This window comes from Microbacterium sp. NPDC096154, from assembly GCF_040302945.1.
GTDB lineage: Bacteria > Actinomycetota > Actinomycetes > Actinomycetales > Microbacteriaceae > Microbacterium.
The window spans coordinates 414008-439173 of the sequence record NZ_JBEOSM010000001.1 but is presented as its reverse complement, the minus strand read 5'-3'; the positions used below and the strand labels follow the sequence as shown (position 1 = coordinate 439173).

Below are 25166 nucleotides of genomic sequence, written 5' to 3'. Positions count from 1 at the left end.
ACACCGGCCGCGTGACGGCGCATCCGGATGGATGGGTGCTGACCGGCGCGGTGTGCGCTCGGCGGCAGCGGTGGCGGGCGTGATCCACGCGGCGCCCGCCCGGCACCATCACGGCGTCGGTGTGACTTCGCCGATCACGTCGAGGTCGACGCCGTGGCGATCCCGCAGCAGGGCCGCCACGCGCCCGACCTCCGCGTCCCGCACCGTGGCATCCCATCCGAGCAGCGGCGCGAGTGCGTCGGCGATGGCCGCGAGCGTCCGCCGTGGTGCGTGCGGATCACGGGTAGTCGCTCCCGCCGCCGATCACCCGTCCCGCTGTGCCCGTCACACGCTCCCGCCCCAGCAGGTCCAGCACGGTCGTGGCGAGGTGCTCGCCCAGCGCGCGGAACGTCGTCCATTTGCCGCCGACGAGGCTGACGAGCGGCACGGGGCGGTCGCCCCCGCGCTCTCCCCAGTCGCGGTCCACGTCGATGCGGTAGTCGCGCGAGACGAACCCCGGCGCGGTGTCCTCATGACGCGGCAGCGGCCGGATGCCGGAGAACCGGTAGACGATCTGCGAGCGCTCCACGGGGATCCGGGGGAAGACGATCCGGATGAGGTCGAAGAAGTAGTCGACCTCGGCCTCGGTGCACACGGCGGGCTCGCGCGGATCCGCGTCGATGTCGGTCGTGCCGACCATGACGCGATCCTTGAGCGGGTAGATCAGCACGATCCGACCGTCGGAGTTCTCGAAGAAGATCTCGCGACCGCGCGTCGCCTCGAGCAGCTCGGGGTGATCGAGCACGATGTGCGAGCCCTTCGTGCCGCCCATGAAGCGGGTCGGCGTGCCGAGGGCCTCGTTGGTGAGGTCCGTCCACGGGCCGGAGGCGTTGACCACCGCATCGGCGGCCACGGGGAACTCGTCGCCGGTGAGCACGTCGCGCAGCACCACGCGGTCGGCGTCTCGGCCGACGGCCTCGACGTAGTTGAGCGCGCGCGCTCCGGAGCTGCCCGAGGCCGGATGTGCGGCGGTCCCATCGCGCAGCACATCGAGGGCGAGGCGCTCGGGGTCGTGCATCGACGCGTCGAAGTACGTCGCGGTGTACTTCAGGGCGGGGTTGAGCGCCGGCAGCTGCCGCAGTGAGCGCCGACGCCCGTGAAACGCGTGGCGCGGCGCGACGCGGCCGGCTCCCGAGAACGCGTCGTACAGGGTCAGACCGACCTTGATGAGCAGCGCCCCGCGCTCGGCGGGCGGGCCCGAGCGATGCGTCAGGAAGCGCAGGGGAGCGGTCAGGATGCCGGAGAACGTCGAGAAGATCGGGATGGTCGTGCGCAGCGGCTTCACATAGTGCGGCGCCGTGCGGAGCAGGCCGTTGCGCTCCTGCACCGACTCCTTCACGAGGCGGAACTCGCCGTTCTCCAGATAGCGGATGCCGCCGTGGATCATGTGGCTCGATGCAGCGGATGCCCCCGACGCGAAGTCGCCGCGCTCGACGAGCAGCACGTCGACGCCCTGCAGAGCCAGATCTCGGAACGCGGCGATGCCGTTGATGCCGCCGCCGATGATCAGCACCTCCGTGCGCGCCGCGGTGCGCACGGCCTCGACGTCCTCCCGGATCAGCGGCTGCTGCATGCCTCTCCCTTCGCGCGGGTCTCCACGCCCTAGCCTAGGGAGCCATGGACTACGTCGTCGCGATCGACCAGGGAACCACCAGCACGCGGGCGATCGTGTTCGACAGGCGCGGCCGCCCGGTCGCGGTCGGTCAGCTCGAGCACCGCCAGATCTTCCCCCGCGCCGGATGGGTGGAGCACGACCCGATGGAGATCTGGGCCAACACGCGCGAGGCGATCGGGCAGGCGCTGGCGAAGGCCGACATCACCCGGTATGACGTCGCCGCCGTCGGCATCACCAACCAGCGCGAGACGGTCGTCGTATGGGATCGCGCGACGGGGCGTCCCATCCACAACGCGATCGTCTGGCAGGACACGCGCACGCAGGCGATCGTCGACGAGCTCGCCGCCGACGGCGGGGTGGACAGGTTCGCGGATGTCACCGGCCTGCCGCTGGCGACGTACTTCTCGGCGACCAAGATCGCGTGGCTCCTCGACAACGTCGAGGGTGCGCGAGAGCGGGCCGAGGCGGGCGAGCTGCTGTTCGGCACGACCGACACCTGGGTGCTGTGGAACCTGACGGGCGGCGCGCGGGGCGGCGTGCACGTGACGGATGTCACCAATGCGAGCCGCACGCTCCTGATGGATCTGCGCACGCTCGACTGGCGCGACGACCTGCTGCGAGCCTTCCGTGTCCCGCGCGCGATGCTGCCGGACATCCGGTCGTCGTCGGAGGTGTACGGCACGGCCGGGCCGCGCAGTCTGCTGCGCGAGACGCCCATCGCGGGCATCCTGGGCGACCAGCAGGCGGCGACGTTCGGGCAGGCCGCGTTCGACCGCGGCGAGTCGAAGAACACCTACGGCACGGGCAACTTCCTCATCTTCAACACGGGGGAGGAGATCGTGCGCTCCCGGCACGGACTCATCACCACGGTGGCCTACCGGCGCGGCGACGATGCGCCTCGCTACGCGCTCGAGGGATCGATCGCGGTGACGGGATCGCTCATCCAGTGGCTCCGCGACAATCTCGGGATCATCCGTTCTGCGCCCGAGGTCGAGAGTCTGGCGGCGAGCGTCGACGACAACGGCGGCGTCGTGATCGTGCCGGCGTTCTCGGGCCTGTTCGCACCGCATTGGCGCCCGGACGCGCGTGGCGCGATCCTCGGCCTCACGCGCTACGCGACGAAGGCCCACATCGCCCGTGCGGCGCTCGAGTCGGTGGCGTTCCAGACGAGGGAGGTGCTCGACGCGGTGTCCGCGGATGCCGGCATCACGCTCGACGAGCTGCGTGTCGACGGCGGCATGGTCGCGAACGACCTGCTGATGCAGTTCCAGGCCGACATCCTGGATGTGCCCGTGCTTCGTCCCGAGGTGGCGGAGACCACGGCCCTCGGAGCCGCGTACGCGGCGGGCCTCGCGGTCGGCTTCTGGTCGGGCCTCGACGAGCTGCGGTCGCTGTGGCGCGAGGACCGCCGCTGGCACCCCGCGATGCCCGACGCCGAGCGCGCGGCGCGCCTGGCGCGCTGGCGCGACGCCGTCCCGCGCACGTTCGACTGGGAGCGCTGATCGGTACGGCGGCCTCGCCAAGAAGTGCTGCTTCGGCGGAAGCATTCATGCACTTCTTGGCGGCGCCGCGCTGAGGAGGCGACGGATGCGAGCGACGAGGACGTCGGGGCGGTCGAAGTCGCGCGCGGTGACGTAGGTCACCCGGTAGCCGAGGGACTCGAGCTCGGCGCGGCGGATTTCGTCCCGACTCCACTGCGTACGATCCCGGTGGTGGTCGCCCTGATACTCGGCCACCACACGCGCCGCCCGGAAGAGGAGGTCTACGCGCGCGACGAACCTCGCCCCGTCGTAGATGACCACATTGGCCTCCGGTGCAGGCAGCCCGCCGGAGACCAGGAGCACCCGCAGCTCCGACTCTCGCGGCGACTCGGAGCCCGCGTCCGCGAGCACGAGTGCTTCCGCCCGGCGAGCCGCTCCGGCGGCGTGCTGGTTCGCGGTGCTCATCGCGAGCAGTTCGTCGACGGCCAGGAGAGGGCGCCGACGCCCGATCAGCCGATCCGTCACCGCGACGAGTTGAGGCACGGAGAGCACGGCCGACAGATCCAGCCACGTTCGGGCCGGCGACGTCAAGCGGATCCCGTCCCGCGTCATCACGTCCCCGGGTCCCATGCGCAGAGCGCTCCCGCGCACCTCTGGCCTGCGGATCCGGTTCGCCGGTGCGGGAACCGCGATCTCCGGCCGCGCGAAGGCGTCGCGCTCGAGTCGCCACGGGAGCGGCAGTCCGAGCACGGCGGCCGCTGTCGTACGGCATGCGAGCGCGTGCTGAGGCAGCACGTCGAGCAGAAGTCGCAGCCGCTCGCGATCGGTGAGCTCGCCGACCGAACGTGTCCCGTGGAACGGCCGCGCGAGATCCGAGGCGCGAAGGCGCGCTCGCTTGACTCCCGCGATGTCGGCACGGGCGACGGTGAAGGCGTGGGGCAGGGATCCGGGAAGCGGCTGCGGTCGGCGCATGCTCCCACGCTGTCGGCTCGCCCGGCTCATCCGACGTTCTCCTCAGCCTCGCGCCGTTCTTCGTCCTCTGCCGCGGCCTGTGCACGAGACGGCGCGGGTCAGATGGGGCGGGGGGCCTCCAGGCGTCCGAGGCCGACATGCTCGCGCAGCGTGGGGCCGTTGCGGAACTCGCGGATGAGCGAGCGCGCGACCTCGCGGAGGTCGCCGTCGGCCGCCTCGGCGACGGCGACCTGGCGCTGGTAGCTCGCGCCGCGATCGAGGATGGCGCTCAGCTCCGCGAACTCCTTGGCGCACTTGAGCTCAGCCGCGAGGGGCTCCAGTCGCTCGAACGTCTCACGCAGGTGCTCGCGCACCGGCACCTGCGTGCCGTCCCGGCCGACGATCACGTCGGCATCGAGGCCGTAGCGGGCCGCGCGCCACTTGTTCTCGCGGGTGTACCAGGGCTGCAGCGCGACGAGCTCCCGTCCCTCGTCGAGCTCCCGCGAGAACGACTCGACCAGCGTCTGCACGAGCGAGGCCACCGCCGCGAGCTCGGGCAGGGTCGACATGCCGTCGCATGCGCGGATCTCGATCGTGCCCCAGCGCGGCGCGGGGCGGATGTCCCAGCGCACCTCCGTCGAGTCGGCGATCACGCCCGTGCGCTCCATGTCGTCGAGGTAGGCCTCGTACTCGGCCCAGGTGCTGAGCTGCCAGGGCAGGCCCGTGGTGGGCAGCTGCTGGAAGACCAGGGCGCGGTTCGACGCGTAGCCCGTGCGCTCGCCCGCCCAGAAGGGGCTCGAGGCGGACAGCGCCTGGAGGTGGGGGATGTAGCCCGTCAGCGCGTGGATGATGGGGAACACCTTGTTGACGTCCTCGATCCCCACATGCACGTGGATGCCCCAGATCATCATGTTGCGTCCCCACCACTGGGTGCGCTCGATGAGCTTCTCGTAGCGGGTCTTGTCGGTCACCTGCTGGTCGTACCAGCGCGCGAACGGGTGGCTGCCCGCGCACATCAGCTCGATGCCGAGCGGGTCGGTCTGGGTGCGCACGGCGTCGATCGCATCCGAGATGTCGTCCACCGCAGCGGCCACCGTGTCGCCCACGCCGCTCGTGACCTCCACGGTGTTGGTGAGCAGCTCGGCGGTCACGGTGTGGCGCTCGAGCGCGGTGGCCTCTTCCAGGGCGGGCATGATCTCGGGGGCGCGCCCGACGAGGTCGCCGGTCTGGCCGTCGGCGAGCATGAGCTCCCACTCGATGCCGACGGAGGAACGGGCGGATGGCGCGAACGGAACTGTCATCCGCTCAGTGTGGGCGGCTCGCCACGCCAGCGGCAAGCGGTTCGCGACTGGCCGGGTCATCTGGCAGAATGGAGGGTCGGACCGGGTGCTCGACCCTCTATCCAGCGCCCCGCGTCCTCCTCTTTGAGCTTCCGCCGGTGTGCAACCCCACTACCTGGCGACTGGTTCGTCTCGTTTCCACACCATTCAGGAGAATCGTGGCTGTCAAGATCCGTCTGAAGCGCCTGGGCAAGATCCGCGCGCCGTACTACCGCATCGTCGTCGCCGACTCGCGCACCAAGCGCGATGGTCGCGTGATCGAGGAGATCGGCAAGTACCACCCCACCGAGGAGCCCTCGTTCATCGAGGTCGACTCGGAGCGTGCGCAGTACTGGTTGTCGGTCGGCGCCCAGCCCACCGAGCAGGTGCGCGCCATCCTCAAGATCACGGGCGACTGGGGCACCTTCAAGGGCGAGAAGGGCGCGAAGAGCACCCTGAAGACGCGCGAGGAGAAGTCGGGCTACGTGGCCGACTCCTCGAAGAAGTCGGTCGTCAAGCCCAAGGTCGAGAAGAAGGCCGAGGCCCCTGCTGAGGCCGAGGCGCCCGCCGAGGCCGCTGAGGCCGAGGCCGCCGAGTAATCGTGCTGGCCGCCGCGCTCGAGCACATCGTCAAGGGGATCGTGGATCACCCGGACGACGTGCGCATCGACTCGTCCACGTCGTCCCGGGGGGATGTGCTGGAAGTGCACGTCCACGCCGACGACCGTGGCCGGGTCATCGGGCGCGGCGGCCGTACCGCGAAGGCCCTGCGCACGCTGGTCGCCGCGCTGGCCGACGGCAAGCGCGTGCGCGTCGACGTCGCGGATGACTGACGTGACCGCAGCGAAGCCCGCCAGGAACCAGCTCCGCGTCGGCCGTCTCGTCAAGGCCCACGGGCTCAAGGGCGCCCTCAAGCTCGAGCTGTACACCGACGACCCCGACCGCCGTTTCGCGCCCGGGGCCGCCTTCACTCTTCAGGTGCCGGAGCACTCGCAGTGGCACCGCAAGACCATCACGGTGCGCGAGTTCCGCTGGATGAACCAGCACCCCGTGGTCTTCTTCGAGGGCGTCGACGACCGCACCGCGGCGGAGACGCTGGTGCGCGCCATCCTGTGGATCGACGAGGACGAGGATGCGCCCGCCGAGCCCGATGCCTGGTACGACCATCAGCTGGTGGGCCTGGATGTCGTCCGAGACGGCTCCGTCGTCGGACGCGTCGCCCGCGTCGACCACTTCCCGGCCCAGGACCTGCTCGTAGTCAAGACGGGCGACGACGAGGTGCTCGTGCCGTTCGTCGCCGCGATCGTCCCCGAGGTCGACATCGAGGGCGGCCGCGTCGTCGTGACCCCGCCCGCCGGACTGTTCGAGGAGCTGCCCGAGGCGGAGGGCGAGACGCCCGCATCGGGCGACGCCGAAGCGGAGCAGCCCGCTTCCGAGGACTGAACGCCGTGCGGATCGACATCGTCACGATCTTCCCGGCCTTCTTCGACGTCCTGGACGTCTCGCTGATCGGCAAGGCCCGCGAGAAGGGCCTGCTCGACCTGCGCGTGCATGACCTGCGCGACTGGACGCACGATCGTCATCGCACGGTGGATGACACGCCCTACGGCGGCGGCGCCGGCATGGTGATGAAGCCCGAGCCGTGGGGTGAGGCGCTCGACGAGATCCTGGGTCCCGATGCCGTGCTCGTGGTTCCGACGCCGTCGGGCGAGGTGTTCCGGCAGCCGCTGGCGCGCGAGCTCGCGCAGGAGGCCCAGCTCGTCTTCGCGTGCGGCCGTTACGAGGGCATCGACCAGCGCGTGATCGACCACTACGCGTCGCGGGGGCGCGTGCGCCTGGTCAGCATCGGCGACTACGTGCTCAACGGCGGCGAGGTCGCGTCGATGGCGATGATCGAGGCGGTCACGCGGCTCATCCCAGGATTCATGGGCAATCCCGAGAGCCTGCTCGAGGAGTCGCACGAGGACGGTCTGCTCGAGTACCCCATCTACACCAAGCCCGCGGTCTGGCGGGGCCTCGAGGTGCCCCCGGTGCTGCTGAGCGGCAACCACGGCGCCGTCGCGGCGTGGCGGCGGGAGCAGAGCATCGCACGCACGCGCGAGCGCCGCCCCGATCTGCTGGGCGACTGAGGCCGATGCTCCTGCGCCGGGTCAGGCGCTCGCCCGGAGCCGACGCGGCGCCCGCGGGCGCGCGGCTCCCTAGACTCGTGCCATGGACGATCCCGGTTTCCCCCTCCGCGCGGCCGTCATCACGGTGAGCGACCGGTCATCGCGTGGCGAGCGCGAAGACCTGTCGGGCCCCGAGGCCGTCGCCGCGCTGCGCGTCGGCGGCTTCGACTGCGACGACGCGGTGGTGGTGCCGGATGGCGCCGAGAGCGTCGAGCGAGCGCTGATCGCGATGATCGCCGCCGGCGCCCACGTCATCGTGACGACGGGCGGCACGGGACTGGGCCCGCGCGACGAGACGCCCGAAGGCACACGTGCCGTGCTCGAGCGCGAGATCCCCGGAGTGGCGGAGGAGCTGCGCCGCATCGGCGCCGCCGAGAAACCTGCCGGCATGCTGTCGCGCGGCCTGGCGGGCGTCGCGCGCGGTGCGCTGATCGTCAACCTGCCCGGCTCACCGGCGGCCGTCCGCAGCGGCATGCCCGTCGTGCTGTCGGTCGCCAAGCACGTCGTGTCGCAGCTCGCGGGCGAGGACCACTGATGGCGGACGTCAGGATCGCCCGGATCTCGGATGCCCCGATCGCGCTCGACGAGCACGTCGCGGCGATCGACGACCCCCGCATGGGCGCCGAGACGTCGTTCGTGGGGCGTGTGCGGGACCACGACCCGGATGCGTCGGGCGTCGTGACCGCCCTCGAGTACACGGCTCACCCCGAGGCGGAGACGGCGCTGCACAGGATCGCCGAGCGCGCGGCCTCCGCGCACGGCGCGATCGTGGCCGTGAGCCACAGGACCGGGCGGCTGGCGGTGGGCGAGGCCGCGGTGGTGATCGCGGTTGCGGCGGCGCACCGCGCCGAGGCGTTCGAGGCGTGCCGCGTCGTCATCGAGGACATCAAGCGCGAGCTGCCGGTGTGGAAGCGCCAGATCGAGGCCGACGGCACTGCGGAATGGAAGGGTATCGGGGGCTAGGAGCCCGCTCCCGCAGCGTGCCCGGCTGACGCGCCGTCGCGCCTCACCCCCCTGCGAAGGGCGGCAGCACATCCACGGTCTGCGCGCCGGCCAGGGGGGCGTCGTCGTCGCGTCGTTCGCCGTCCACGAGCACGGCGCACCGCGGCAGGATGCCCCCGAGGCCGGGGTACTCGCTCGCGAGCGCGGTGCGCAGCTCTCCCAGGGTCGCCTCGCCTCGCTGCTCCTCGGCGCGGCCCGCCGCGTCCTCGGCCGCCGCGAAGTACCGCACGCGCGTCATGCTGCGCTCCAGGTGCTGGCGAGCTCGACGACCTCGGCGACGGCGCGCTCGATGTCGGCAGGCGACCCGCCCGCGCGACCGGCGGCCAGGCCCGCCAGGAACGCCGTCAGCGGCGCAGCAGGCCGGGCCACGCCGTGCGCGACGTCGCGGGCGAGATCCAGGATGAGGGGGATCGAGATCTCGGCCGAATCGAGCCCCAGCCGCTCGCACGCGGCGCGTGTCCATTCGTCCAGCGCCTCCGGAGGCAGCGTGCGATCCGACATCCTCAGTCCTCCGTCCGCGTCCACGAGCCGCTGCGCCCGCCGGTCTTCGCCACGATGCACGCGTTCTCGATGCGGGCCGAGCGATCCATGCCCTTGACCATGTCGACGACCGACAGCGCCGCGATCGTGACCGCGGTGAGGGCCTCCATCTCGACCCCCGTGCGGTCGGCGGTTCGCACGGTGGCCTCGATCGCGACGCCCGCGTCTTCGACGGCGAGGTCGACCGTGGCCCCGTGCACGCCGATGACGTGGGCGAGCGGCAACAGGTCGGCGCACTTCTTCGCACCCTGGATGCCCGCGATGCGCGCGACCGCGAGCACGTCGCCCTTCGGGACGGAGCCGTCGCGCAGCGCGGCGACGGTCTTGGGCGCGACCTGGACGAAGCCGCGTGCCGTGGCCGAGCGCACGGTGGGCTGCTTCTCGGTCACGTCGACCATGCGCGCGTGACCGGACGAGTCGAGGTGGGTGAAGCTCATGACATCAGCATGACATCCACGAGATCCCCCTCGGCGACCGCCTCGACGTCGGCGGGGACCACGGCGTAGGCCTCTGCGTATGCGAGCCCGGCGGCGAGGTGCGAGCCGGATCCGCCCCGCGTCGCCGGGCGGACCGTCCAGCGGGCGGGATCGCTGCGATCGATGGCGGCGGGCAGGTACTGGCGCCGCCCGGGCGGCGTGCGCCACCCCGCGCCGGCGGGCAGGCGCAGGACGGGGCGGAAGAGTTCGGCGCGACCCTGCATCGCCAGCAGTGCAGGCCGCACGAAGGCCTCGAACGACACCGCGACGCTGACGGGATTGCCGGGCAGTCCGAACAGGAGGGGCCCGTCCGAGAGCCGGCCGAACGCCTGCGGCTTGCCGGGCTGCATCGCGACCTTCGTGAACGCGATCTCGCCGCTCAGAGCGCTCTTCACCGGCTCATACGCCCCGGCGCTGACGCCTCCCGAGGTGATCACGACGTCGGCGTCGTCGATCTCGGCCAGCACGCTGCGCAGATCGTCGGGGTCGTCCGACACGCAGGCCACGCGCAGCAGTTCGGCACCTGTCGCGCGCACGAGCCCCGCGAGCAGCGCGGAGTTCGACTCGGGGATCTGCCCGCGCTCCAGCTCGGCGCCGGGCTCGACGAGCTCACTGCCGGTGGAGACGACGAGCACGCGCGGCGGACGGGCGACCACCACACGGTCGATCCCCGTGGCGGCGGCGGCGGACAGCTGCAGCGGCCCGAGCGCCGTGCCGGCCGGAAGCACCACGGATCCCGCACCGAGATCCTCGCCGCGTCGGCGGACGTGTGCGCCCGCCGCCTTCGGGGGACGGAGCACAGTCGCGACCTCGAGGGAGTCGGCGAGACCTCCGCGCGTGTCCTCGAACGGCACGATCGTGTCGGCGTCGGTCGGCAGGGCGGATCCGGTCATGATCCGAGCCGCCTCGCCCGGCGCGAGTGCCGGGTCGTGCGAGGTGCCCGCGGGCAGATCGGCCACCACGCGCAGAGTGACGGGCCGCTCGGCGGAGGCGCCGGCGACGTCGGAGAAGCGCACCGCGAATCCGTCCATGGCCGAGTTGTCGAAGACCGGCACGTCGACCCGCGCACGCACGGGTTCGGCGAGCGTGAGGCCGGCCGCACCGGCAAGCGACAGCGGCACCGCCCCCGTCGGCGACACCCGTCCCAGCACCTCGGCGAGCTGCTGCTCGACGGTGCGCAGGACGCTCACGCGGGCACCCGCGATGCTGCTGCGGGCCGCACGACCGGGCCGCGCCAGGCGAGCATGCCGCCGTCGACCGTCGCCGCGTCGACACCCTCCGCGCCGAGCAGGGCGGCCGCCTCGGCCGAGCGTCGCCCGGCGTGGCACACCACGGCGACGGGCCGGCCGTGCGCCGCGTCGGTCACGACGCGGGCAGCGGCCGCAGGGTCGGCGCGGATGTCGCCGAGCCGCAGGTGCAGCGCGCCTTCGAGCGTCCCCGACGCCACCTCGTCGTCCTCGCGCACGTCGACCACGAGCGGAGCGGCATCGCCGTGCAGCACGCGCGCGAGGTCGGCCGTCCCGATGCGCCTGGCGGCGGGTGCGGCGGCAGCCGCAGGCGGCTGCGTCGCAGCGCGCGGCGATTCGGCCTCCGACGGCCGCAGCGGCACCTCGGCCTGCCGCGCCCGCAGGCCGTCGATCACGAGGATGCGGCCCAGGAGGGGATCGCCGATGCCCGCGATCAGCAGGATGGCCTGGGTCGCCATGATCGACCCCACCTGCAGGCAGAGCGAGCCGAGCACGCCCACCTCAGCGCACGTGGGCACGTCCCCCGCGCTTCCGGAGGGGTAGAGGTCGCTCAGGCGCACCGGCCGACCCACCGGCGGCGAGGACCAGAAGACGGTGACCTGCGCATCGAAGCCCTGCACCGTGCCCCACACCAGCGGCACCCCGAGGCGGTCGCACGCGGCGGCGACCGCCTCCCGCGTCTCGAACGTGTCGCTGCCGTCGAGCACGACGTCGGCGCCGGCGAGCAGACGCTCGGCGTTCGCGGCCGTCAGGCGCGCCTGCACCGCATGCACGGTCGCCTCCGGCGCCAGGTCGGACGCGGCCCGGGCGGCGCTGCGCACCTTCGGCGCACCGACGTCGGCCACCCGATGCATGAGCTGCCGCTGGAGGTTCGACGCCTCCACGACGTCGTCGTCGATCACCGTCAGGCTGCCCACGCCGGCTGCGGCCAGTGCCAGCACGGCCGGCGAGCCGAGTCCTCCGGCCCCGACGATGGCGACGCGCGCGGCGGAGAGGCGGCGCTGGCCCAGCTCGCCGAAGGGCGCCAGCACGTGGTGCCGGGCGGTGCGCTCGCGCTCGGCAGGCGTGAGCCGGGCGGCGGGCTCCACGAGCGGGGGAAGGGGGAGGCGCTCGGACATGCGGCCAGCCTACGGCGGGTCGTCGACAGGGGCACCGGCTGAGGTGGAGGTCGTGTTCGGCGCGCGGGATGACAGGATCGGCGTATGCGCGCCTCCCGCCCGATGGTCGTCCTCGCGCTGACGATCGCCGCCGCAGTCTGCCTCCCCGGCTGCGCAGCGCGGTCGGAGGAGGACGACGGCGCCACGCGTGAGCTCACCGTCTACGCGGCCGCATCGCTCGGCCCCGCATTCGACGAGATCGCATCGGCCTTCGAGCGCTCACATGCGCACGTGGATGTGCGCCCCCTCGTGCTGGACGGGTCGCAGGTGCTCGCCACGCAGCTGGCCGAGGGTGCTCCAGCCGACGTCTTCGCGAGCGCGGACGAGGCGACCATGGGGCGTGTGGCGGACCTCGTGCACGTGCCGCGGATCTTCGCCGCCAACACGCTCGTCATCGCCGTGCCCCCGGGAAACCCCGCCGGCGTGCGCCGGCTCGCCGATCTGGCCCGCTCCGATGCGAAGGTGGTGCTGTGCGCACCCGAGGTGCCATGCGGATCCGCGAGCCGCGCGCTGCTCGGTCGACAGGGCGTCGACGTGCGGCCGGTGAGCTGGGAGCAGAACGTGGGCGCCGTCGTCGCGAAGGTGGCGGCGGGCGAGGTCGATGCCGGCCTGGTCTACCGCACGGATGCGGTGGACGACCGCGGCGTCGACAGCGTCTCGGCCGAGGGGGCGGCGGACGTGATCAACCGGTACCCCATTGCGTCGCTGCGCGCGGCGAGCGAACCGGAGGCGGCGCAGGCCTTCATCGACTTCGTGGTGGGGGAAGCGGGCCAGCGCATCCTCGCCGAGCATGGCTTCGCAGCGCCGTGACACGATTGTGCGCCGCCGCGGGCGGTCGCCGGTGAGGGGAGCCGACGTGCGCACGACACGTGGGCACGCCAAGATCGATGGCGTGCCGCGAGACCCGCGAGCGGCCGGAGAGGTGTGAGGGAGGACGATGGGCCACGTGCGCCGTGACGACCGTGAGACGACGCGGGGCAATCTGCCGCGCATCCTGGCACTGCCGGCCATCCTGGGGCTCGCGCTGCTGGTGGTGCCGCTCGGGGGGCTCGTCGCCCGGGCCGACTGGTCGTCGCTGTGGTCTGATGTCACGGCACCCGCGGCGATCGACGCTCTTGCGCTCTCGCTGGTGACCGGGCTGATCGCGACGGGCGCGTGTCTGCTCCTCGGTCTGCCGCTGGCGATCGTGATCGCCCGATCGCAGCCGTGGCTGGCGGCCATCCTGCGCGTGCTGGTGACAGTGCCACTCGTGCTGCCCCCGATGGTCGGCGGCGTGGCGCTGCTGTATCTGTTCGGCCGCACCGGCCCCGTCGGCGCGTGGCTGCAGCAGACGGGCGTCGCGCTGCCGTTCACGACCGCGGCGGTCGTCATCGCCCAGGTGTTCGTCGCGCTCCCGTTCCTGGTGCTGGCCGTGGAGGGCGCCGTGCGCGCGGTCGGCGTCGACTACGAGAGCACGGCGGCATCGCTCGGCGCGGGGAGATGGGCCACGCTCTGGCGCATCACGCTGCCGCTGGCCGGTCCCGGGCTCGTGGCGGGACTCGTGCTGTGCTTCGCGCGCGCGGTCGGGGAGTTCGGGGCGACCGCCCTGTTCGCGGGCAACAGTCCGGGGGTCACGCAGACCATGCCGCTGGCCATCTACACGGCTTTCAACGGCGCCGGCGTCGGGCAGGGGCCGGCTGTCGCACTGTCGCTGCTGCTGCTCGTCACCGCCGTCGCGGTGCTGCTGCTCGTGCGCGCGTGGCGGCCCGGGAGCGTGGGATGACGCCCGGCGCCTCCGCGATCCCGGCCGGGCGGCCCGCGGGTCGGCGGGACCGTCGGGGGAGCAAGGAGTCGGCGAGCTCGGATGCGCCGCTCGCCGACGGCGTGGCGCTGGCCGCGGACGTGACGGTGCAACGGGGTGGGTTCCGTCTCGAGACCGAGGTGACGGTGCCGCAGGGCGAGGTGACCGCCGTGATGGGTCCGAGCGGGGCGGGCAAGTCGACCCTGCTCGGCGCGATCGCGGGGACGGTGCGCCTGACATCGGGGAGCATCCGGCTGGGTGACGGCACGGTGATCACCCGGCGGCGACATCCGTCGGCCGCGAGACGCGGAGTCGTGCTGCTCGGACAGGACGCCCGGCTGTTCCCGCATCTCTCGGTGCGCGACAACGTCGCCTTCGGCCTGCGGGTGCGGCGCATGGCGAAGGCTCGTGCGCGCCAGTTGGCGGACGAGTGGCTGTGGCGCGTCGGCCTGTCGGGCTCCGGCGATCACCGACCGCGTGAGCTGTCGGGCGGGCAGCAGCAGCGCGTGGCTCTGGCCCGCGCGCTGGCCGTCGCCCCGCGGCTGCTGCTGCTCGACGAGCCGCTCACCGGCCTCGACGCCGAGACGGCTTCCGGCATCCGTGCGGTGCTGCGCGAGCAGCTCTCCGCGACGCGCACCACCGCACTCGTCGTCACGCACGACGCGTTCGACGCGGCGGCGCTCGCGCGCAGCGTCGTCGTGATCGAGAACGGGCGGGTCACGCAGCGCGGGGCGGTGCGGCGTGTGCTCGAGACCCCCGCCACGAGGTTCGTCGCGGCCGTCGCGGGGCTCAATCGCGTGCACGGCGTGCGTGACGCCGGGCTCTGGCGTGCCCGTGGCGTCGACGGCGATGTGCGCCTCGCCGCTGCCGAGGAGTCGTCCGAACCCGATCAGGCGGATCTCGTCGCGGTGTTCCGGCCGGCGGACGTTCGCCTCGCGCGCGCCTCCGAGAGCACCTGGACCGGCGCCCTGCGCGTGGCCCGCGAGAGCCCCCAGCCGGTGGGAGAGTGGCTGGCCCGCGTGGAGCGGCTGGAGCCCACGCCCGGCGGCGCGCGCGTTCACACCGCCACGCCCGACGTGATCGTCGACGTTCCGGCGGCGCAGCTCGCCGCCCTCGCCCTCGCCCCCGGCGACCCCGTGCGGCTCGCGATCGACCCGGGCGACGTGCGGCTGATGCCGGGCGCCTGACGCGTGCGCCGCCGTCCTGCGGGATCCGCGGCCCTCGCGCGATCAGCCGCCCGTAGGCTGGACGGATGAGGCGAGGGTGCGACGGATGACGGCCGTTCCGGTCGTGATCGGCGCGCGCCCCGTCGCGGGTGCGCCGGCGGCCGAGCGCTCTTCGGGCGCTCTCGTCGACACCTTCGGGCGGGTGCACCGCGATCTGCGCATCTCGCTCACCGACCGGTGCTCGCTGCGCTGCACCTACTGCATGCCCGAGCAGGGCAACGAGTGGCTCGCGAAGACGAGCATCCTCACGCTCGACGAGATCGAGCGCATCGCCCGCGTCGCGGCGGCCGCGGGCATCACGACGTTCCGTCTCACGGGCGGGGAGCCGCTGCTGCGCACCGACATCGTCGAGGTCGTGCGCAGGCTCTCCGCCATACGGGGTCCAGACGGCGGGGCGGTGCAGATCGCGATGACGACCAACGGCATCCGGCTCCGGGAAGCGCTGCCCGAGCTGGTGGAGGCCGGTCTGTCGCGCCTCAACATCTCGATCGACACGCTGCGGCGCGATCGCTTTCGCGACCTGACCCGGCGCGATCGCCTCGACGACGTGCTGGACGGCATCGCCGCGGCGGCGGCCTCCGGTTTGAAGCCGCTCAAGCTGAACGCCGTGGCGATGCGCGACGTCAACGACGACGAGCTGGTCGATCTCGTCGAATTCGCGGTCGCGCACGACGCGCAGCTGCGGTTCATCGAGCAGATGCCGCTCGACGCGGGTCACACGTGGTCGCGAGAGCGCATGGTGACGCGCGACGAGATCCTCGCCACGCTGTCCCGGCGGTGGCGGCTGACACCCGTCGAAGGCCGTGGGGGAGCTCCGGCCGAGACGTGGGTGCTCGACGACGGACCTCATCGCGTGGGGGTGATCGCATCGGTCACCGCACCGTTCTGCGGCGCGTGCGATCGCCTCCGGCTCACCGCCGACGGGCAGCTGCGCAACTGCCTGTTCTCCACCACCGAGTTCGACCTGCTGCCCATCCTGAGGGGCGACTCGGATGACATCGATCGCGACGTCGACGCCATGATGCGCGGATGCATCCTGCGCAAGCTGCCGGGCCACGCGATCGACGACCCGACGTTCCTGCAGCCCGCGCGGGGGATGAACGCGATCGGCGGATGACCGCGCCTCGCGGTCGTCGGCTCACCTCACGCCGAGGAAGCTCCGGTCTGTCAGCACGATGGGGCCGTCCTCCGTGATCGCGATCGTGTGCTCGGAGTGGGCTCCGCGAGATCCGTCGGCGCTGCGCAGCGTCCAGCCGTCGGGGTCGGTCACGAGCTCGTCGGTGGTCTGCAGGAACCACGGCTCGATCGCCACGACGAGGCCGGGCTTGAGCGGGAAGCCGCGGCCCGGGCGTCCGTCGTTGGGGATGTGCGGGTCACCGTGCATGATGCGGCCCACGCCGTGGCCGCCGAAGTCGGTGTTGATGCTCAGGCCCTCGCCGCGGGCGACGTCCGCGATCGCGGCCGAGACATCGCCGACGCGGTGGCCCACCGTCGCGGCTCGAATCGCGGCGTCGAGCGCGCGCTCCGTGGTCTCGATCAGCTTCAGGTCCTCATCGCGAGGCGTGCCCGCCACGAAGGACAGGGCCGAGTCGGCGACCCAGCCGTCGACCGACACCGCGAAGTCCAGAGTCACCAGATCGCCGTCGCGCAGGGCGTAGTCGTGGGGCAGGCCGTGCAGCACCGCGTCGTTCACCGAGGTGCAGATCACCTTGCCGAACGGGCTCGCGCCGAACGACGGGTGGTAGTCGATGTAGCACGACTCGGCGCCGGCCTTGCGGATGAGGTCGTGCGCGCGGCGGTCGATGGCCAGCAGGTTGGTGCCGACCTTCGTCTCCTCGCGCAGCGTCGCGAGCGTCTCCGCGACGAACCGGCCGGCGGGCCGCATCTGCTCGATCTCGGCCGGGGTGCGCAGTTCGATCATGAGTGTCCTCTCGCTCGCGTCCCATTGTCGCTGATCGGCCCCTGTGCCTTCCTTGTGGATCGCGTTCGCCGGCGCGATCGGCACCTGCCACGGGCATACGATCGCGTCATGGCGCTGCGTCGCATCTTCTCCCGGTGGCTCTGGCCCGCCGCCTTCGTGCTGCCGTTGTGGCTGCTGATCGGGTGGGGCATCTCGGATGCCGGGGGATGGGCCTTCCTCTGGGTGCTCTTCATGGCACTGCCCTCCGTGCTCGTCGCGCAGGTGGCGTTCACCCTCCTCAACCGCGCGCGTCCCTCGGTGCGGCGGAGCGGAGCCGTCTCGTGGCTCGACGTCGCCGGCTTCGGCACATGGCATGTGCTGACGATCGTCGTCGGGTTCTTCGACGAGGGCTGGTTCGGCCTGACCCTGACCGCGGCGATCGCGAGTGCGCTGGCCGTACTGTGGCTGCAGCTGTGGCAGCTGTGGCGCGAGGTGTCGCCCTCGCGACTGCTGCGCGACGCCACGGCCGACGCGCAGCGCACGCTGCGTGAGGAAGGCCGCCACGGTGCCTCGTGGCCGGCCGGCGCGTCCGCCCAGCGGCACCCCGTGATCGTGCTGCGCGAGGACGACCGCCCAGACCGCTGATCCCGGCGCGGGATCAGCCCCGGCGCTCCCGCGGCGCTGGTTTGGACGGACCCCACGCGCGTGGCATAATGGATCCTTGTGCCGTGGTCGGTGCAGCCGTCGCTGCCCCCGCTTCGCCGCTCTGTCACAGGGGAGCCGAGGGTCGCATGACCTCACAGCACGACACAGACCAATTCTCAGAACTCAGCGCGGTCGACCTGTGACGGCCGCAGGAAGTGATCAGACATGCACATCCTCGACGTCGTCGACGCGGCCTCGCTCCGCTCGGACATCCCCGCCTTCGCTCCCGGCGACACCGTCAAGGTGCACGTGAACATCATCGAGGGCAACCGCTCGCGCATCCAGGTGTTCCAGGGCGTCGTCATCGCTCGTCAGGGCGACGGCGTGCGCGAGACCTTCACGGTCCGCAAGATCAGCTTCCAGGTGGGCGTGGAGCGCACCTTCCCCGTGCACTCGCCCGTGATCGACCACATCGAGGTCGTCACGCGCGGTGACGTGCGCCGCGCCAAGCTCTACTACCTGCGCAACCTGCGCGGCAAGAAGGCGAAGATCAAGGAGAAGCGCGGCTGAGTCCAGCGCTCTCGTCCACGGAACCCCGCGACCGCTTCGGTCGCGGGGTTCCGTGCGTTGGGCGCGGGTTGCGGCTGAGGTCTGCCGCCCATCGGCGGGCCGCGCGTCCCTCGCGCCGGGATATGCGACCCTGGAGGGAGCGCCCAGCATCGGCGCGCAGCAGTCTAAGGAACCCATGAGCACCGACTCCTCCGCCTCGGCGGCACCCCTGTATCGTCGTGGCCGACGCGAGGCGTCCGAGGCCACCGCGCCGCGTCGCTCCCGGGGGTGGCTGTCCTTCCTGCGGGACGTGGTCGTGATCGTGGTGATCGCGGTCCTGGTGTCGTTCCTGGTGAAGACCTTTGTGGTGCGCTCGTTCTTCATCCCGTCTGCGTCGATGGAGGACACGCTGATCGTCGACGACCGCATCCTGGTCGACGAGATCACGCCCGACTGGGCCGGCTACTCGCGCGGCGACGTGGTCGTGTTCCAGGATCCGGGCGGCTGGCTCGACCCCGTGCCGCAGCCCCAGCACACGCCGCTCGAGGCCGGTGTCGACTGGCTGCTCAGCCTCGTGGGGCTGTCGGCGTCCGACTCCGACGACCACCTGGTCAAGCGCATCGTCGGTCTGCCCGGCGACCACGTCGTGTGCTGCAATGCCCTGGGGCAGATCACGGTCAACGACGTGCCCATCGACGAGATGGGCTACATCAAGCTTCCCCCGGGCAGCTCCGAGGCCTCCAAGGACCCGTTCGACGTCACGGTGCCGGCGGGTGCGCTGTGGGTGCTGGGGGACAACCGCAATCTCTCGCGCGACTCGCGGTACAACACCGATCAGCCCGGAGACGGCTTCGTGCCTCTCGACCATGTCGTGGGCAAGGTGTTCCTGCGCACGTGGCCGTTCGACCGGTTCGGCGCCGTGGACGGGCACCACGAGGTGTTCGCGGGCGTGCCGGATGCGGAGGAGGCCGCGGGCTGATGGCCGTCGCGGTTCCGACTCTCAGTCTCGAGCGCAGGCTGCTGCGCGAGTCGCCCTACGTGTTCGCGTGCGACGAGGTGGGGCGCGGCGCGCTGGCGGGGCCGGTCGCCGTCGGCGCATCCGTGGTCGACGCGGCGTCGGCCCGGCGTCGGGTGCCCGCGGGTTTGCGCGACTCGAAGCTCGTGCCAGAGCCGAAGCGGGCGGATGTCGCGGAGCGCGCGGCTGGATGGGTGCGGGCCAGTGCGATCGGATGGGCGGAGGCCGAGGAGATCGACGAGGTCGGCATCATGCGGGCCCTCGGGCTCGCGGCCATCCGCGCGCTCGCGGCGCTCGAGGAGCGCGGCTTCGCCCCCGCGGCCGGGATCGTGCTGCTCGACGGCAACTACGACTACATCAGCCCCGCGGGCGCTGCGGGCCTGACGGTGCGTCCGGTGATCAAGGCCGACCGCGACTGCGCGTCGGCATCTGCGGCCTCGGTCATCGCCAAGGTTGCGCGGGACGCGCGGATGGTGGCGCTGCACGACGAGCATCCGGCCTACGAGTGGCACAGCAACAAGGGCTACGCGAGCCCTGTGCATCGGGCGGCGATCCGCGAGCTGGGCCTGAGCGCCCATCACCGGCGGTCGTGGGCGATCGCCGACGCGCCCACGCTCTTCTGACGCGGCGCGGCCGGGCCGGCGTGGCGCCGGCGGTGTCTTCGGCGGCCATAGGATGGACTCACCATGGATGACGAGGTCTTCGACGACTACGACCGCGAACTCGAGCTCGCGCTGTACCGGGAGTACCGCGACGTCGTCTCGCAGTTCCAGTACGTGATCGAGACGGAGCGGCGCTTCTATCTCGCCAACGACGTGAGCGTCGTGCGGCACGACACCGAGCACGACTTCTACTTCGAGCTCACCATGACCGACGTCTGGGTGTGGGACATCTACCGCGCCGACCGGTTCGTGAAGTCGGTGCGGGTGCTGACGTTCAAGGACGTCAACATCGAAGAGCTCTCCCGCCGCGACTTCCAGCTGCCCGAAGAGCTCTCGCTCGACGGCAAGTAGGCCGCACCGGCGGTCGGTCGCGAAGCGCCGGACCGACGATGTCGAAGCCGAAGCGCCGCGTGTCCCCGACAGCAGCGGCCGCACCTGCTCGATCGACTGCCTGACCTCGTCCAGCTCGAGCGACGCACGGCGGGCTTCGCGGACCGTCCACAGCCGGCGATCCCGACGATTCCCGTCCACCGGACGCACCGAGGCCGGTCGCGGCGTCCGCGGGCGGCCACGCTCGAGACATGGCACGCAAGGATGAGCTCGGACGGGCGGGGGAGGACCGCGCCGCCGCCTACCTGACGGAGCGGGGCTACGACGTCCTGGACCGCAACTGGCGCTGCGGCGAGGGGGAGATCGACATCGTGGCGGCGCGCGGCGCGCGACTGGTGGCGGTGGAGGTGAAGACGCGCAGCGGCACGGCGTACGGGCACCCCTTCGCCGCGATCGACGATCGCAAGCTCGACCGGATGTGGCGGGTCGCACTCGCCTGGTCCGCGGCGCATCCGCATGAGGCCCGCCGACGTCGGATCAGCGTCGACGCGATCGCGATCATCGGCCGTGACCCGCACACCGGAGCCCTCGAGCACCTGGAGGACCTGCGATGAGGGTCTCGCGCACGTGGGCCGTCGCGCTCACGGGGCTGAGGGGCGAGCTGGTCGAGGTCGAGGCCGACATCACGGCGCAGAAGCCGGAGTTCCGCATCATCGGCCTTGGCGACAAGGCGCTGGGCGAAGCGCAGCGGCGCGTGATGAACGCGTGCGAGAACAGCGACATGCGCCTGCCCGACCGTCGCGTGACGGTGAACCTGTCTCCCGCCGGCCTGCCCAAACAGGGCACGGGCTTCGACGTCGCGATCGCGGTGGCGTCGCTCGCGATCGACGGCTTCGTGCTGCCGGAGTCCCTCGCGCGCACCGTGCACATCGGCGAGCTCGGCCTCGACGGGCGACTGAGGCCGGTGCCCGGCGTGCTGCCCGCGGTGCACGCGGCGGCGAGTCGCGGGTTCGAGCGCTTCGTGGTTCCTCACGCCAACGCGGACGAGGCGCGGCTCGTGCCCGGCATCGAGGTGATCGGCGCGGTGTCGCTCGCCGAGGTCGCGCGGTGGCACGGCGCCGACATCGAGGTGCCGGATGTCGAACCCGTTCCGGGAGAGGCGGCGAGCGCCCGCGCCGACAACAGGTTGGACCTGTCGGAGATCGTCGGGCAGCCTGCTGCGGTCGAGGCGCTCATCGCGGCCGCCGCCGGCGGCCATCACCTGCTGATGTCGGGGCCGCCCGGGGCGGGCAAGACCATGCTCGCCCGTCGGCTGCCGGGCATCCTTCCGCCGCTCGACGACGCCGCGGCTCTGGAGGTCGCATCGCTCCGCTCGCTGGCGGGGGAACCCGTCACGGCGCTCGACCGGACGCCGCCGTTCGAGGCGCCGCATCACTCGGCCACGATCGCCTCGCTCGTGGGCGGCGGGTCGCGCACCGCGCGACCGGGTGCGATCGCGCGGGCGAGCCGGGGCGTGCTGTTCGTCGACGAGGCGGCCGAAGCGCCTGGCGGCGTGCTCGACGCCCTGCGGCAGCCGCTCGAGCAGGGGCGCATCGAGATCCATCGGGCGGGGTTCCGCGCGGAGTTCCCCGCCCGGTTCCAGCTCGTGCTCGCGACGAACCCGTGTCCGTGCGGCGAGTACGGTGTGCGGGGCGGCACGTGCGTCTGCGCGCCGAGCGTCGTGCGCCGCTACCTGTCCAAGCTCTCGGGGCCCCTCCTGGATCGCATGGACATCGACCTGCGCCTGCAGCGCGTCGCGTCTTCGCAGCACGACGCGTCCCCGCCCGTGACCACCGCGCGGGCGCGGGAACGTGTCGCCGCGGCGCGTGAACGCGCTGCGTTCAGATTGCGCGAGACGCCGTGGCGGCTCAACGCGGAGGTCCCCGGCGCCTGGCTGCGCCAGGGCCCACGCCCTGTGTCGCCCGAGGCGCGGCGCGTGCTCGAGGCGGCGCTGCAGCGCGGTGCGATCACTCTGCGCGGCTATGACCGCATCCTGCGCGTGGCCTGGACGCTGGCCGACCTCGCGGGACGGGATGAGCCGAGTGCGGTCGAGGTGGGACAGGCGCTGTTCCTCAAGAAAGGCGTCACGGCGTGAGCGCCGGGGGATTGCTGTCCGACCCGGACTTCCGGCGGGCGGCGGCATCGGTCGCCGTGCAGGGGGACGACCGAGAAGCCGTCGCCGCGCGAGCGGCGTGGACCGCCCTGGCAGAACCGGGCGATGCGATCGCGGGAGCCCTCGTGCGCCTGCTGGGAGCGGCGCGTGCGCTCGATGCGGTTCACAGCGCCGTCCATGACGGGCTGCTGCCCGGGATCCCGGACGTCTCGGCTCGCGAGCTGCGCGCCGCGATCGACCGCTGGGCCCCGCGCCTCGACGTGGCGCTGCTGACATCCCGCACGCAGGCCGCGGCGCGCTCGCGCCTCGCGCTGCTCAGCCCCGAGTGCAGGCTGTGGCCCGCGCGCGTGGACGACCTGGGAGATCACGCCCCGCTGGCGCTGTGGGTCCGCGGCGAGGTCGCGGCGGTCGCGGGGCTCGAGCGCGCGGTCGCTCTCGTCGGGGCGCGAGCGGCGACTCCCTACGGCGAGCACCTGTCGGGCACTCTGTCGGCAGAGCTCGCGAGCACGGGCGTCCCTATCGTGTCGGGCGGCGCATACGGCATCGACGGCGCCGCACACCGCGCCGCGCTCGGCGCCGGGGGTCTCACCGTGGCGTTCGTGGCGGGCGGCGCCGACCGGGTCTACCCGGCCGCTCACGCGCACCTGTTCTCGCGGATCGCCGAGCAGGGGGCGATCGTGAGCGAGATCCCCTCGGGCGGGACACCCACCAAGTGGCGGTTCCTCCAGCGCAACCGACTCATCGCGGCAGCGAGCGCGGCGACCGTCGTGGTGGAGGCGGGGTGGCGCAGCGGGTCGCTCAACACGGCGGGGCACGCGGCCACGCTCGGCCGGCCGCTCGGCGCGGTGCCCGGGCCTGTGACGAGCGCGACGTCGGAGGGGTGCCACCGCCTGCTCCGAGAGTTCGACGCGGCCTGCATCACGCGCGCCCAGGACGTGCGCGAGCTGCTGGGCGACTGGTCCGGCGAGGAGCGCTCCGGTCCCGACCGGCCGCGGCCCGAAGCCATTCGGGTGCTCGACGCCCTCGCGGTGCGCGCGTGGCGCGCTCTGGACGACATCGCGCAGCGGTGCGGGATGTCCCTTCCGGATGTGCAGGCACAGCTGGGACTGCTCGAACTGGACGGCCGGATCGAGTCATCCGCGGAGGGATGGCGTCTCGCGCGCACCTGACGGGACGCGGGAGGAGCGGCTCTGTTCGCGGTCGACGGCGGGTCGGATGAGGCGGACGGTCGCGCCGCGGGGGAAGCTGGAGATATGCGGATGACGCGTGCGATCGAGCTGTTCGCCACGCACCTCGAAAAGGTGAGGCGGCTGTCACCGGCGACTGTGCGCGCGTACCGCAACGACCTGCGCGCTCTCGTCGAGACGACCGACGACGTCGATATCGCCGACGTCGACCTCGAGCATCTGCGGGAATGGCTGTGGCGCGCCGCCCAGCGCGGCGACGAGCGCTCGACCCTCGCGCGACGCACGTCATCGGCGCGCGCGTTCTTCCGCTGGGCGCACGAGGAGGAGCTGGTCCCCGCCGACCCGAGTCTCCGCCTCGTGGCCCCCAAACGGGGCCGGACCCTGCCCCGGGTCGCGACGGCGGATGCCCTGCGCGATGTGCTCGACCGACTGGAACGCGTCGCGGCCGACGGAGAGCCGATCGCGCTGCGCGATCACGCCGTGCTCGAGACCCTGTACGGGGCCGGCATCCGCGTCTCGGAGCTCTGCGGGATCGACGTCGACGACGTCGATCTCGACCGCGGAGCCGTGCGGGTGCTCGGAAAGGGCTCGAAAGAGCGGGTGGTGCCGTTCGGCGCACCGGCCAAGCGCGCCATCGGCGCGTATCTCACACGGGCGCGGCCCGTGCTGCGCGCCCGTGCCTCTGCCGGCGGCCCGGCGCTCTTCCTGGGCGCCCGCGGCGGACGGCTCGGTCCTCGCGCGGTGTACGACCTGGTCGCGCGCGAGGTCGGCCCGGCACTGGGGTCGAGCGCCGTCGGGCCCCACGCGCTGCGGCACTCGGCAGCGACGCACCTGCTCGACGGGGGAGCCGACCTGCGCGCTGTGCAGGAGCTGCTCGGGCACGCCAGCCTCGGCACGACCCAGATCTACACGCACGTGTCGTCCGAGCGGCTGGCCGCCGCCTACCGGCTCGCCCATCCCCGAGCCTGAGGCGCCACGGCGACACCCGCAGCCGGGAATCAGCAGCAGGCAAGCAGCACCGCGCGCGGCACACCGCCGAGCATCAGAAGCGGGTTGACGTACTCGCCGTCGAGACGCGCGCCGAGGTGCACAGATCCGGGCGCCGAATGCCCGCCCGTCGCGACGTGCCCGACGACCTCCCCGCGCGCGACGCGATCGCCCGGATTCAGCGTGGTCCGCACGGGCTCCAGCGTGGACACGAGACCGCCTCCGTGGTCGATCGTCAGCACGGGGCGGTCGACCACGGTGCCCGCGAAGGCGACCACTCCCGATGCGGGCGCGCGAACCTCGTCTTCGGAGTCGGCGGCGATGTCGAGCCCGCGGTGGCCCGCGCCATACGCGTGCGCGGGTGCCGAGAACGCGACGACGATCCGTACGCCCCGGGAGACCGGCCACACCCACGCCTCGGCGGTGTCGATCCGCGCCTCGGCGTCGGGCGGGGCTGTGACCGCCTCGAGAGACGCCGCGACGGGACCCCCGCCCCAGGACGCGAGCGGGAGCGCGAGCGAGAGCGCGGCGGCGGCTGCCCGCCCGGGGAGCGACAAGAGAAGTGAACGTGGCATGTCGCCAGGGTCGCCGACTCTCCGAGTGCGCAGGCCGCGAGCGAGGTGGCGGGGACAGCCGTGGCGAGAGTGTGCGCCTGGGGACGACCGTGGGAGCGTCCGATGGCCGACGGGGGCGGGCGCGCATGATCGGGGAGCCGCCCTGATACACTGGAGGTCGCATC

The 25166-nt window shown here is 72.6% G+C and carries 29 protein-coding genes and 1 pseudogene; 20 read left to right on the top strand and 10 right to left on the bottom strand.

Annotated elements, in window-relative coordinates:
• Positions 1-280: 280 nt before the first annotated feature.
• A pseudogene (locus ABTW64_RS02145) lies at positions 281-1612 on the bottom strand (glycerol-3-phosphate dehydrogenase/oxidase); the annotation flags it as partial.
• Between the two features lie 44 nt (positions 1613-1656).
• Here ABTW64_RS02145 and glpK point away from each other — a divergent pair.
• Positions 1657-3156: a glycerol kinase GlpK gene (gene glpK, locus ABTW64_RS02140; RefSeq protein ID WP_350618678.1), complete on the top strand. Its 1500-nt coding sequence runs from the start codon at positions 1657-1659 to the stop codon at positions 3154-3156.
• A 45-nt stretch (positions 3157-3201) separates the two neighbouring features.
• Here glpK and ABTW64_RS02135 read toward each other — a convergent pair whose 3' ends face one another.
• Both ABTW64_RS02135 and ABTW64_RS02130 read right to left on the bottom strand, forming a co-directional pair.
• Entirely contained in the window at positions 3202-4107 is a 906-nt protein-coding gene (locus tag ABTW64_RS02135; protein ID WP_350618676.1) for an endonuclease domain-containing protein, read from the bottom strand.
• Positions 4108-4205: 98 nt separating this feature from the next.
• Entirely contained in the window at positions 4206-5387 is a 1182-nt protein-coding gene (locus ABTW64_RS02130) for a glutamate--cysteine ligase (RefSeq protein ID WP_350618674.1), read from the bottom strand.
• 197 nt (positions 5388-5584) lie between these two features.
• Here ABTW64_RS02130 and rpsP point away from each other — a divergent pair, with 197 nt between their 5' ends.
• The 6 genes from rpsP to ABTW64_RS02100 all read left to right on the top strand — a co-directional run bounded on the left by rpsP (position 5585) and on the right by ABTW64_RS02100 (position 8535).
• Positions 5585-6004, top strand: a complete 420-nt coding sequence (rpsP, locus tag ABTW64_RS02125; protein WP_350618672.1) for a 30S ribosomal protein S16 — start codon at positions 5585-5587, stop codon at positions 6002-6004.
• 2 nt (positions 6005-6006) lie between these two features.
• On the top strand, positions 6007-6237 hold the full coding sequence (locus tag ABTW64_RS02120; RefSeq protein ID WP_350618670.1) for an RNA-binding protein: 231 nt from the start codon (positions 6007-6009) through the stop codon (positions 6235-6237).
• Positions 6230-6847: a ribosome maturation factor RimM gene (rimM, locus tag ABTW64_RS02115; RefSeq protein WP_350618668.1), complete on the top strand. Its 618-nt coding sequence runs from the start codon at positions 6230-6232 to the stop codon at positions 6845-6847. Before ABTW64_RS02120 ends, rimM begins: the two co-directional genes overlap by 8 nt.
• Positions 6848-6852: 5 nt before the next feature.
• Positions 6853-7533, top strand: coding sequence for a tRNA (guanosine(37)-N1)-methyltransferase TrmD (gene trmD / locus ABTW64_RS02110; protein ID WP_350618666.1), 681 nt, complete (start codon positions 6853-6855; stop codon positions 7531-7533).
• A gap of 82 nt (positions 7534-7615) precedes the next feature.
• Positions 7616-8107 carry a MogA/MoaB family molybdenum cofactor biosynthesis protein gene (locus ABTW64_RS02105; protein WP_350618664.1) on the top strand — a complete coding sequence of 164 codons (492 nt, stop codon included), beginning with the start codon at positions 7616-7618 and terminating at the stop codon, positions 8105-8107.
• Entirely contained in the window at positions 8107-8535 is a 429-nt protein-coding gene (locus tag ABTW64_RS02100; RefSeq protein WP_350618662.1) for a molybdenum cofactor biosynthesis protein MoaE, read from the top strand. Before ABTW64_RS02105 ends, ABTW64_RS02100 begins: the two co-directional genes overlap by 1 nt.
• A gap of 43 nt (positions 8536-8578) precedes the next feature.
• On the opposite strand, the gene ABTW64_RS02095 is transcribed toward ABTW64_RS02100, so the two are convergent.
• From ABTW64_RS02095 to ABTW64_RS02075, 5 genes are read right to left on the bottom strand one after another with little or no spacing between them, the layout of a single operon-like run.
• Positions 8579-8812 carry a MoaD/ThiS family protein gene (locus ABTW64_RS02095; RefSeq protein ID WP_350618660.1) on the bottom strand — a complete coding sequence of 78 codons (234 nt, stop codon included), beginning with the start codon at positions 8810-8812 and terminating at the stop codon, positions 8579-8581.
• Positions 8809-9075, bottom strand: coding sequence for a DUF6457 domain-containing protein (locus ABTW64_RS02090; RefSeq protein WP_350618658.1), 267 nt, complete (start codon positions 9073-9075; stop codon positions 8809-8811). Before ABTW64_RS02090 ends, ABTW64_RS02095 begins: the two co-directional genes overlap by 4 nt.
• A gap of 2 nt (positions 9076-9077) precedes the next feature.
• Positions 9078-9551 carry a cyclic pyranopterin monophosphate synthase MoaC gene (moaC, locus tag ABTW64_RS02085; RefSeq protein ID WP_350618656.1) on the bottom strand — a complete coding sequence of 158 codons (474 nt, stop codon included), beginning with the start codon at positions 9549-9551 and terminating at the stop codon, positions 9078-9080.
• The gene (locus ABTW64_RS02080) at positions 9548-10780 is read right to left on the bottom strand and encodes a molybdopterin molybdotransferase MoeA (RefSeq protein ID WP_350618654.1); all 1233 of its coding nucleotides are present in this window, start codon (positions 10778-10780) and stop codon (positions 9548-9550) included. The genes moaC and ABTW64_RS02080 overlap by 4 nt, the downstream gene beginning before the upstream one ends.
• A complete protein-coding gene (locus ABTW64_RS02075; RefSeq protein WP_350618652.1) occupies positions 10777-11955 on the bottom strand; it encodes a ThiF family adenylyltransferase in 1179 nt (392 codons plus the stop codon). Before ABTW64_RS02075 ends, ABTW64_RS02080 begins: the two co-directional genes overlap by 4 nt.
• Positions 11956-12039: 84 nt before the next feature.
• Between ABTW64_RS02075 and modA the strand changes: the two genes are divergently transcribed.
• From modA to moaA, 4 genes are all read left to right on the top strand, one after another.
• Positions 12040-12804 carry a molybdate ABC transporter substrate-binding protein gene (gene modA, locus ABTW64_RS02070; protein ID WP_350618650.1) on the top strand — a complete coding sequence of 255 codons (765 nt, stop codon included), beginning with the start codon at positions 12040-12042 and terminating at the stop codon, positions 12802-12804.
• 136 nt (positions 12805-12940) lie between these two features.
• A complete protein-coding gene (locus ABTW64_RS02065; protein ID WP_350618648.1) occupies positions 12941-13756 on the top strand; it encodes an ABC transporter permease in 816 nt (271 codons plus the stop codon).
• Positions 13753-14961, top strand: a complete 1209-nt coding sequence (locus tag ABTW64_RS02060; protein WP_350618646.1) for a sulfate/molybdate ABC transporter ATP-binding protein — start codon at positions 13753-13755, stop codon at positions 14959-14961. The genes ABTW64_RS02065 and ABTW64_RS02060 overlap by 4 nt, the downstream gene beginning before the upstream one ends.
• An 85-nt stretch (positions 14962-15046) precedes the next feature.
• Positions 15047-16117 carry a GTP 3',8-cyclase MoaA gene (gene moaA / locus ABTW64_RS02055; protein ID WP_350618644.1) on the top strand — a complete coding sequence of 357 codons (1071 nt, stop codon included), beginning with the start codon at positions 15047-15049 and terminating at the stop codon, positions 16115-16117.
• 21 nt (positions 16118-16138) lie between these two features.
• On the opposite strand, the gene map is transcribed toward moaA, so the two are convergent.
• A complete protein-coding gene (gene map / locus ABTW64_RS02050) occupies positions 16139-16921 on the bottom strand; it encodes a type I methionyl aminopeptidase (protein WP_350618642.1) in 783 nt (260 codons plus the stop codon).
• A 108-nt stretch (positions 16922-17029) separates the two neighbouring features.
• Here map and ABTW64_RS02045 point away from each other — a divergent pair, with 108 nt between their 5' ends.
• The 9 genes from ABTW64_RS02045 (at position 17030) to ABTW64_RS02005 (ending at position 24409) form a co-directional block, all read left to right on the top strand.
• Positions 17030-17545, top strand: a complete 516-nt coding sequence (locus ABTW64_RS02045; protein ID WP_350618640.1) for an MFS transporter permease — start codon at positions 17030-17032, stop codon at positions 17543-17545.
• A gap of 225 nt (positions 17546-17770) precedes the next feature.
• Positions 17771-18115, top strand: a complete 345-nt coding sequence (gene rplS, locus ABTW64_RS02040; RefSeq protein ID WP_350618638.1) for a 50S ribosomal protein L19 — start codon at positions 17771-17773, stop codon at positions 18113-18115.
• Between the two features lie 175 nt (positions 18116-18290).
• Positions 18291-19073 carry a signal peptidase I gene (lepB, locus tag ABTW64_RS02035; protein ID WP_350618636.1) on the top strand — a complete coding sequence of 261 codons (783 nt, stop codon included), beginning with the start codon at positions 18291-18293 and terminating at the stop codon, positions 19071-19073.
• Entirely contained in the window at positions 19073-19732 is a 660-nt protein-coding gene (rnhB, locus tag ABTW64_RS02030) for a ribonuclease HII (RefSeq protein WP_350618634.1), read from the top strand. Before lepB ends, rnhB begins: the two co-directional genes overlap by 1 nt.
• A gap of 63 nt (positions 19733-19795) precedes the next feature.
• Positions 19796-20122 carry a DUF2469 domain-containing protein gene (locus ABTW64_RS02025; RefSeq protein WP_134745171.1) on the top strand — a complete coding sequence of 109 codons (327 nt, stop codon included), beginning with the start codon at positions 19796-19798 and terminating at the stop codon, positions 20120-20122.
• Positions 20123-20352: 230 nt separating this feature from the next.
• On the top strand, positions 20353-20715 hold the full coding sequence (locus ABTW64_RS02020) for a YraN family protein (protein WP_350618631.1): 363 nt from the start codon (positions 20353-20355) through the stop codon (positions 20713-20715).
• Positions 20712-22235 carry a YifB family Mg chelatase-like AAA ATPase gene (locus tag ABTW64_RS02015; RefSeq protein WP_350618629.1) on the top strand — a complete coding sequence of 508 codons (1524 nt, stop codon included), beginning with the start codon at positions 20712-20714 and terminating at the stop codon, positions 22233-22235. The genes ABTW64_RS02020 and ABTW64_RS02015 overlap by 4 nt, the downstream gene beginning before the upstream one ends.
• Complete coding sequence (dprA, locus tag ABTW64_RS02010) at positions 22232-23422, top strand: DNA-processing protein DprA (protein ID WP_350618627.1); 1191 nt, start codon at positions 22232-22234, stop codon at positions 23420-23422. Before ABTW64_RS02015 ends, dprA begins: the two co-directional genes overlap by 4 nt.
• Positions 23423-23506: 84 nt before the next feature.
• Entirely contained in the window at positions 23507-24409 is a 903-nt protein-coding gene (locus ABTW64_RS02005; protein WP_350618625.1) for a tyrosine recombinase XerC, read from the top strand.
• 29 nt (positions 24410-24438) lie between these two features.
• Here ABTW64_RS02005 and ABTW64_RS02000 read toward each other — a convergent pair whose 3' ends face one another.
• Positions 24439-25002: a murein hydrolase activator EnvC family protein gene (locus tag ABTW64_RS02000; protein ID WP_350618623.1), complete on the bottom strand. Its 564-nt coding sequence runs from the start codon at positions 25000-25002 to the stop codon at positions 24439-24441.
• Positions 25003-25166 lie beyond the last annotated feature (164 nt).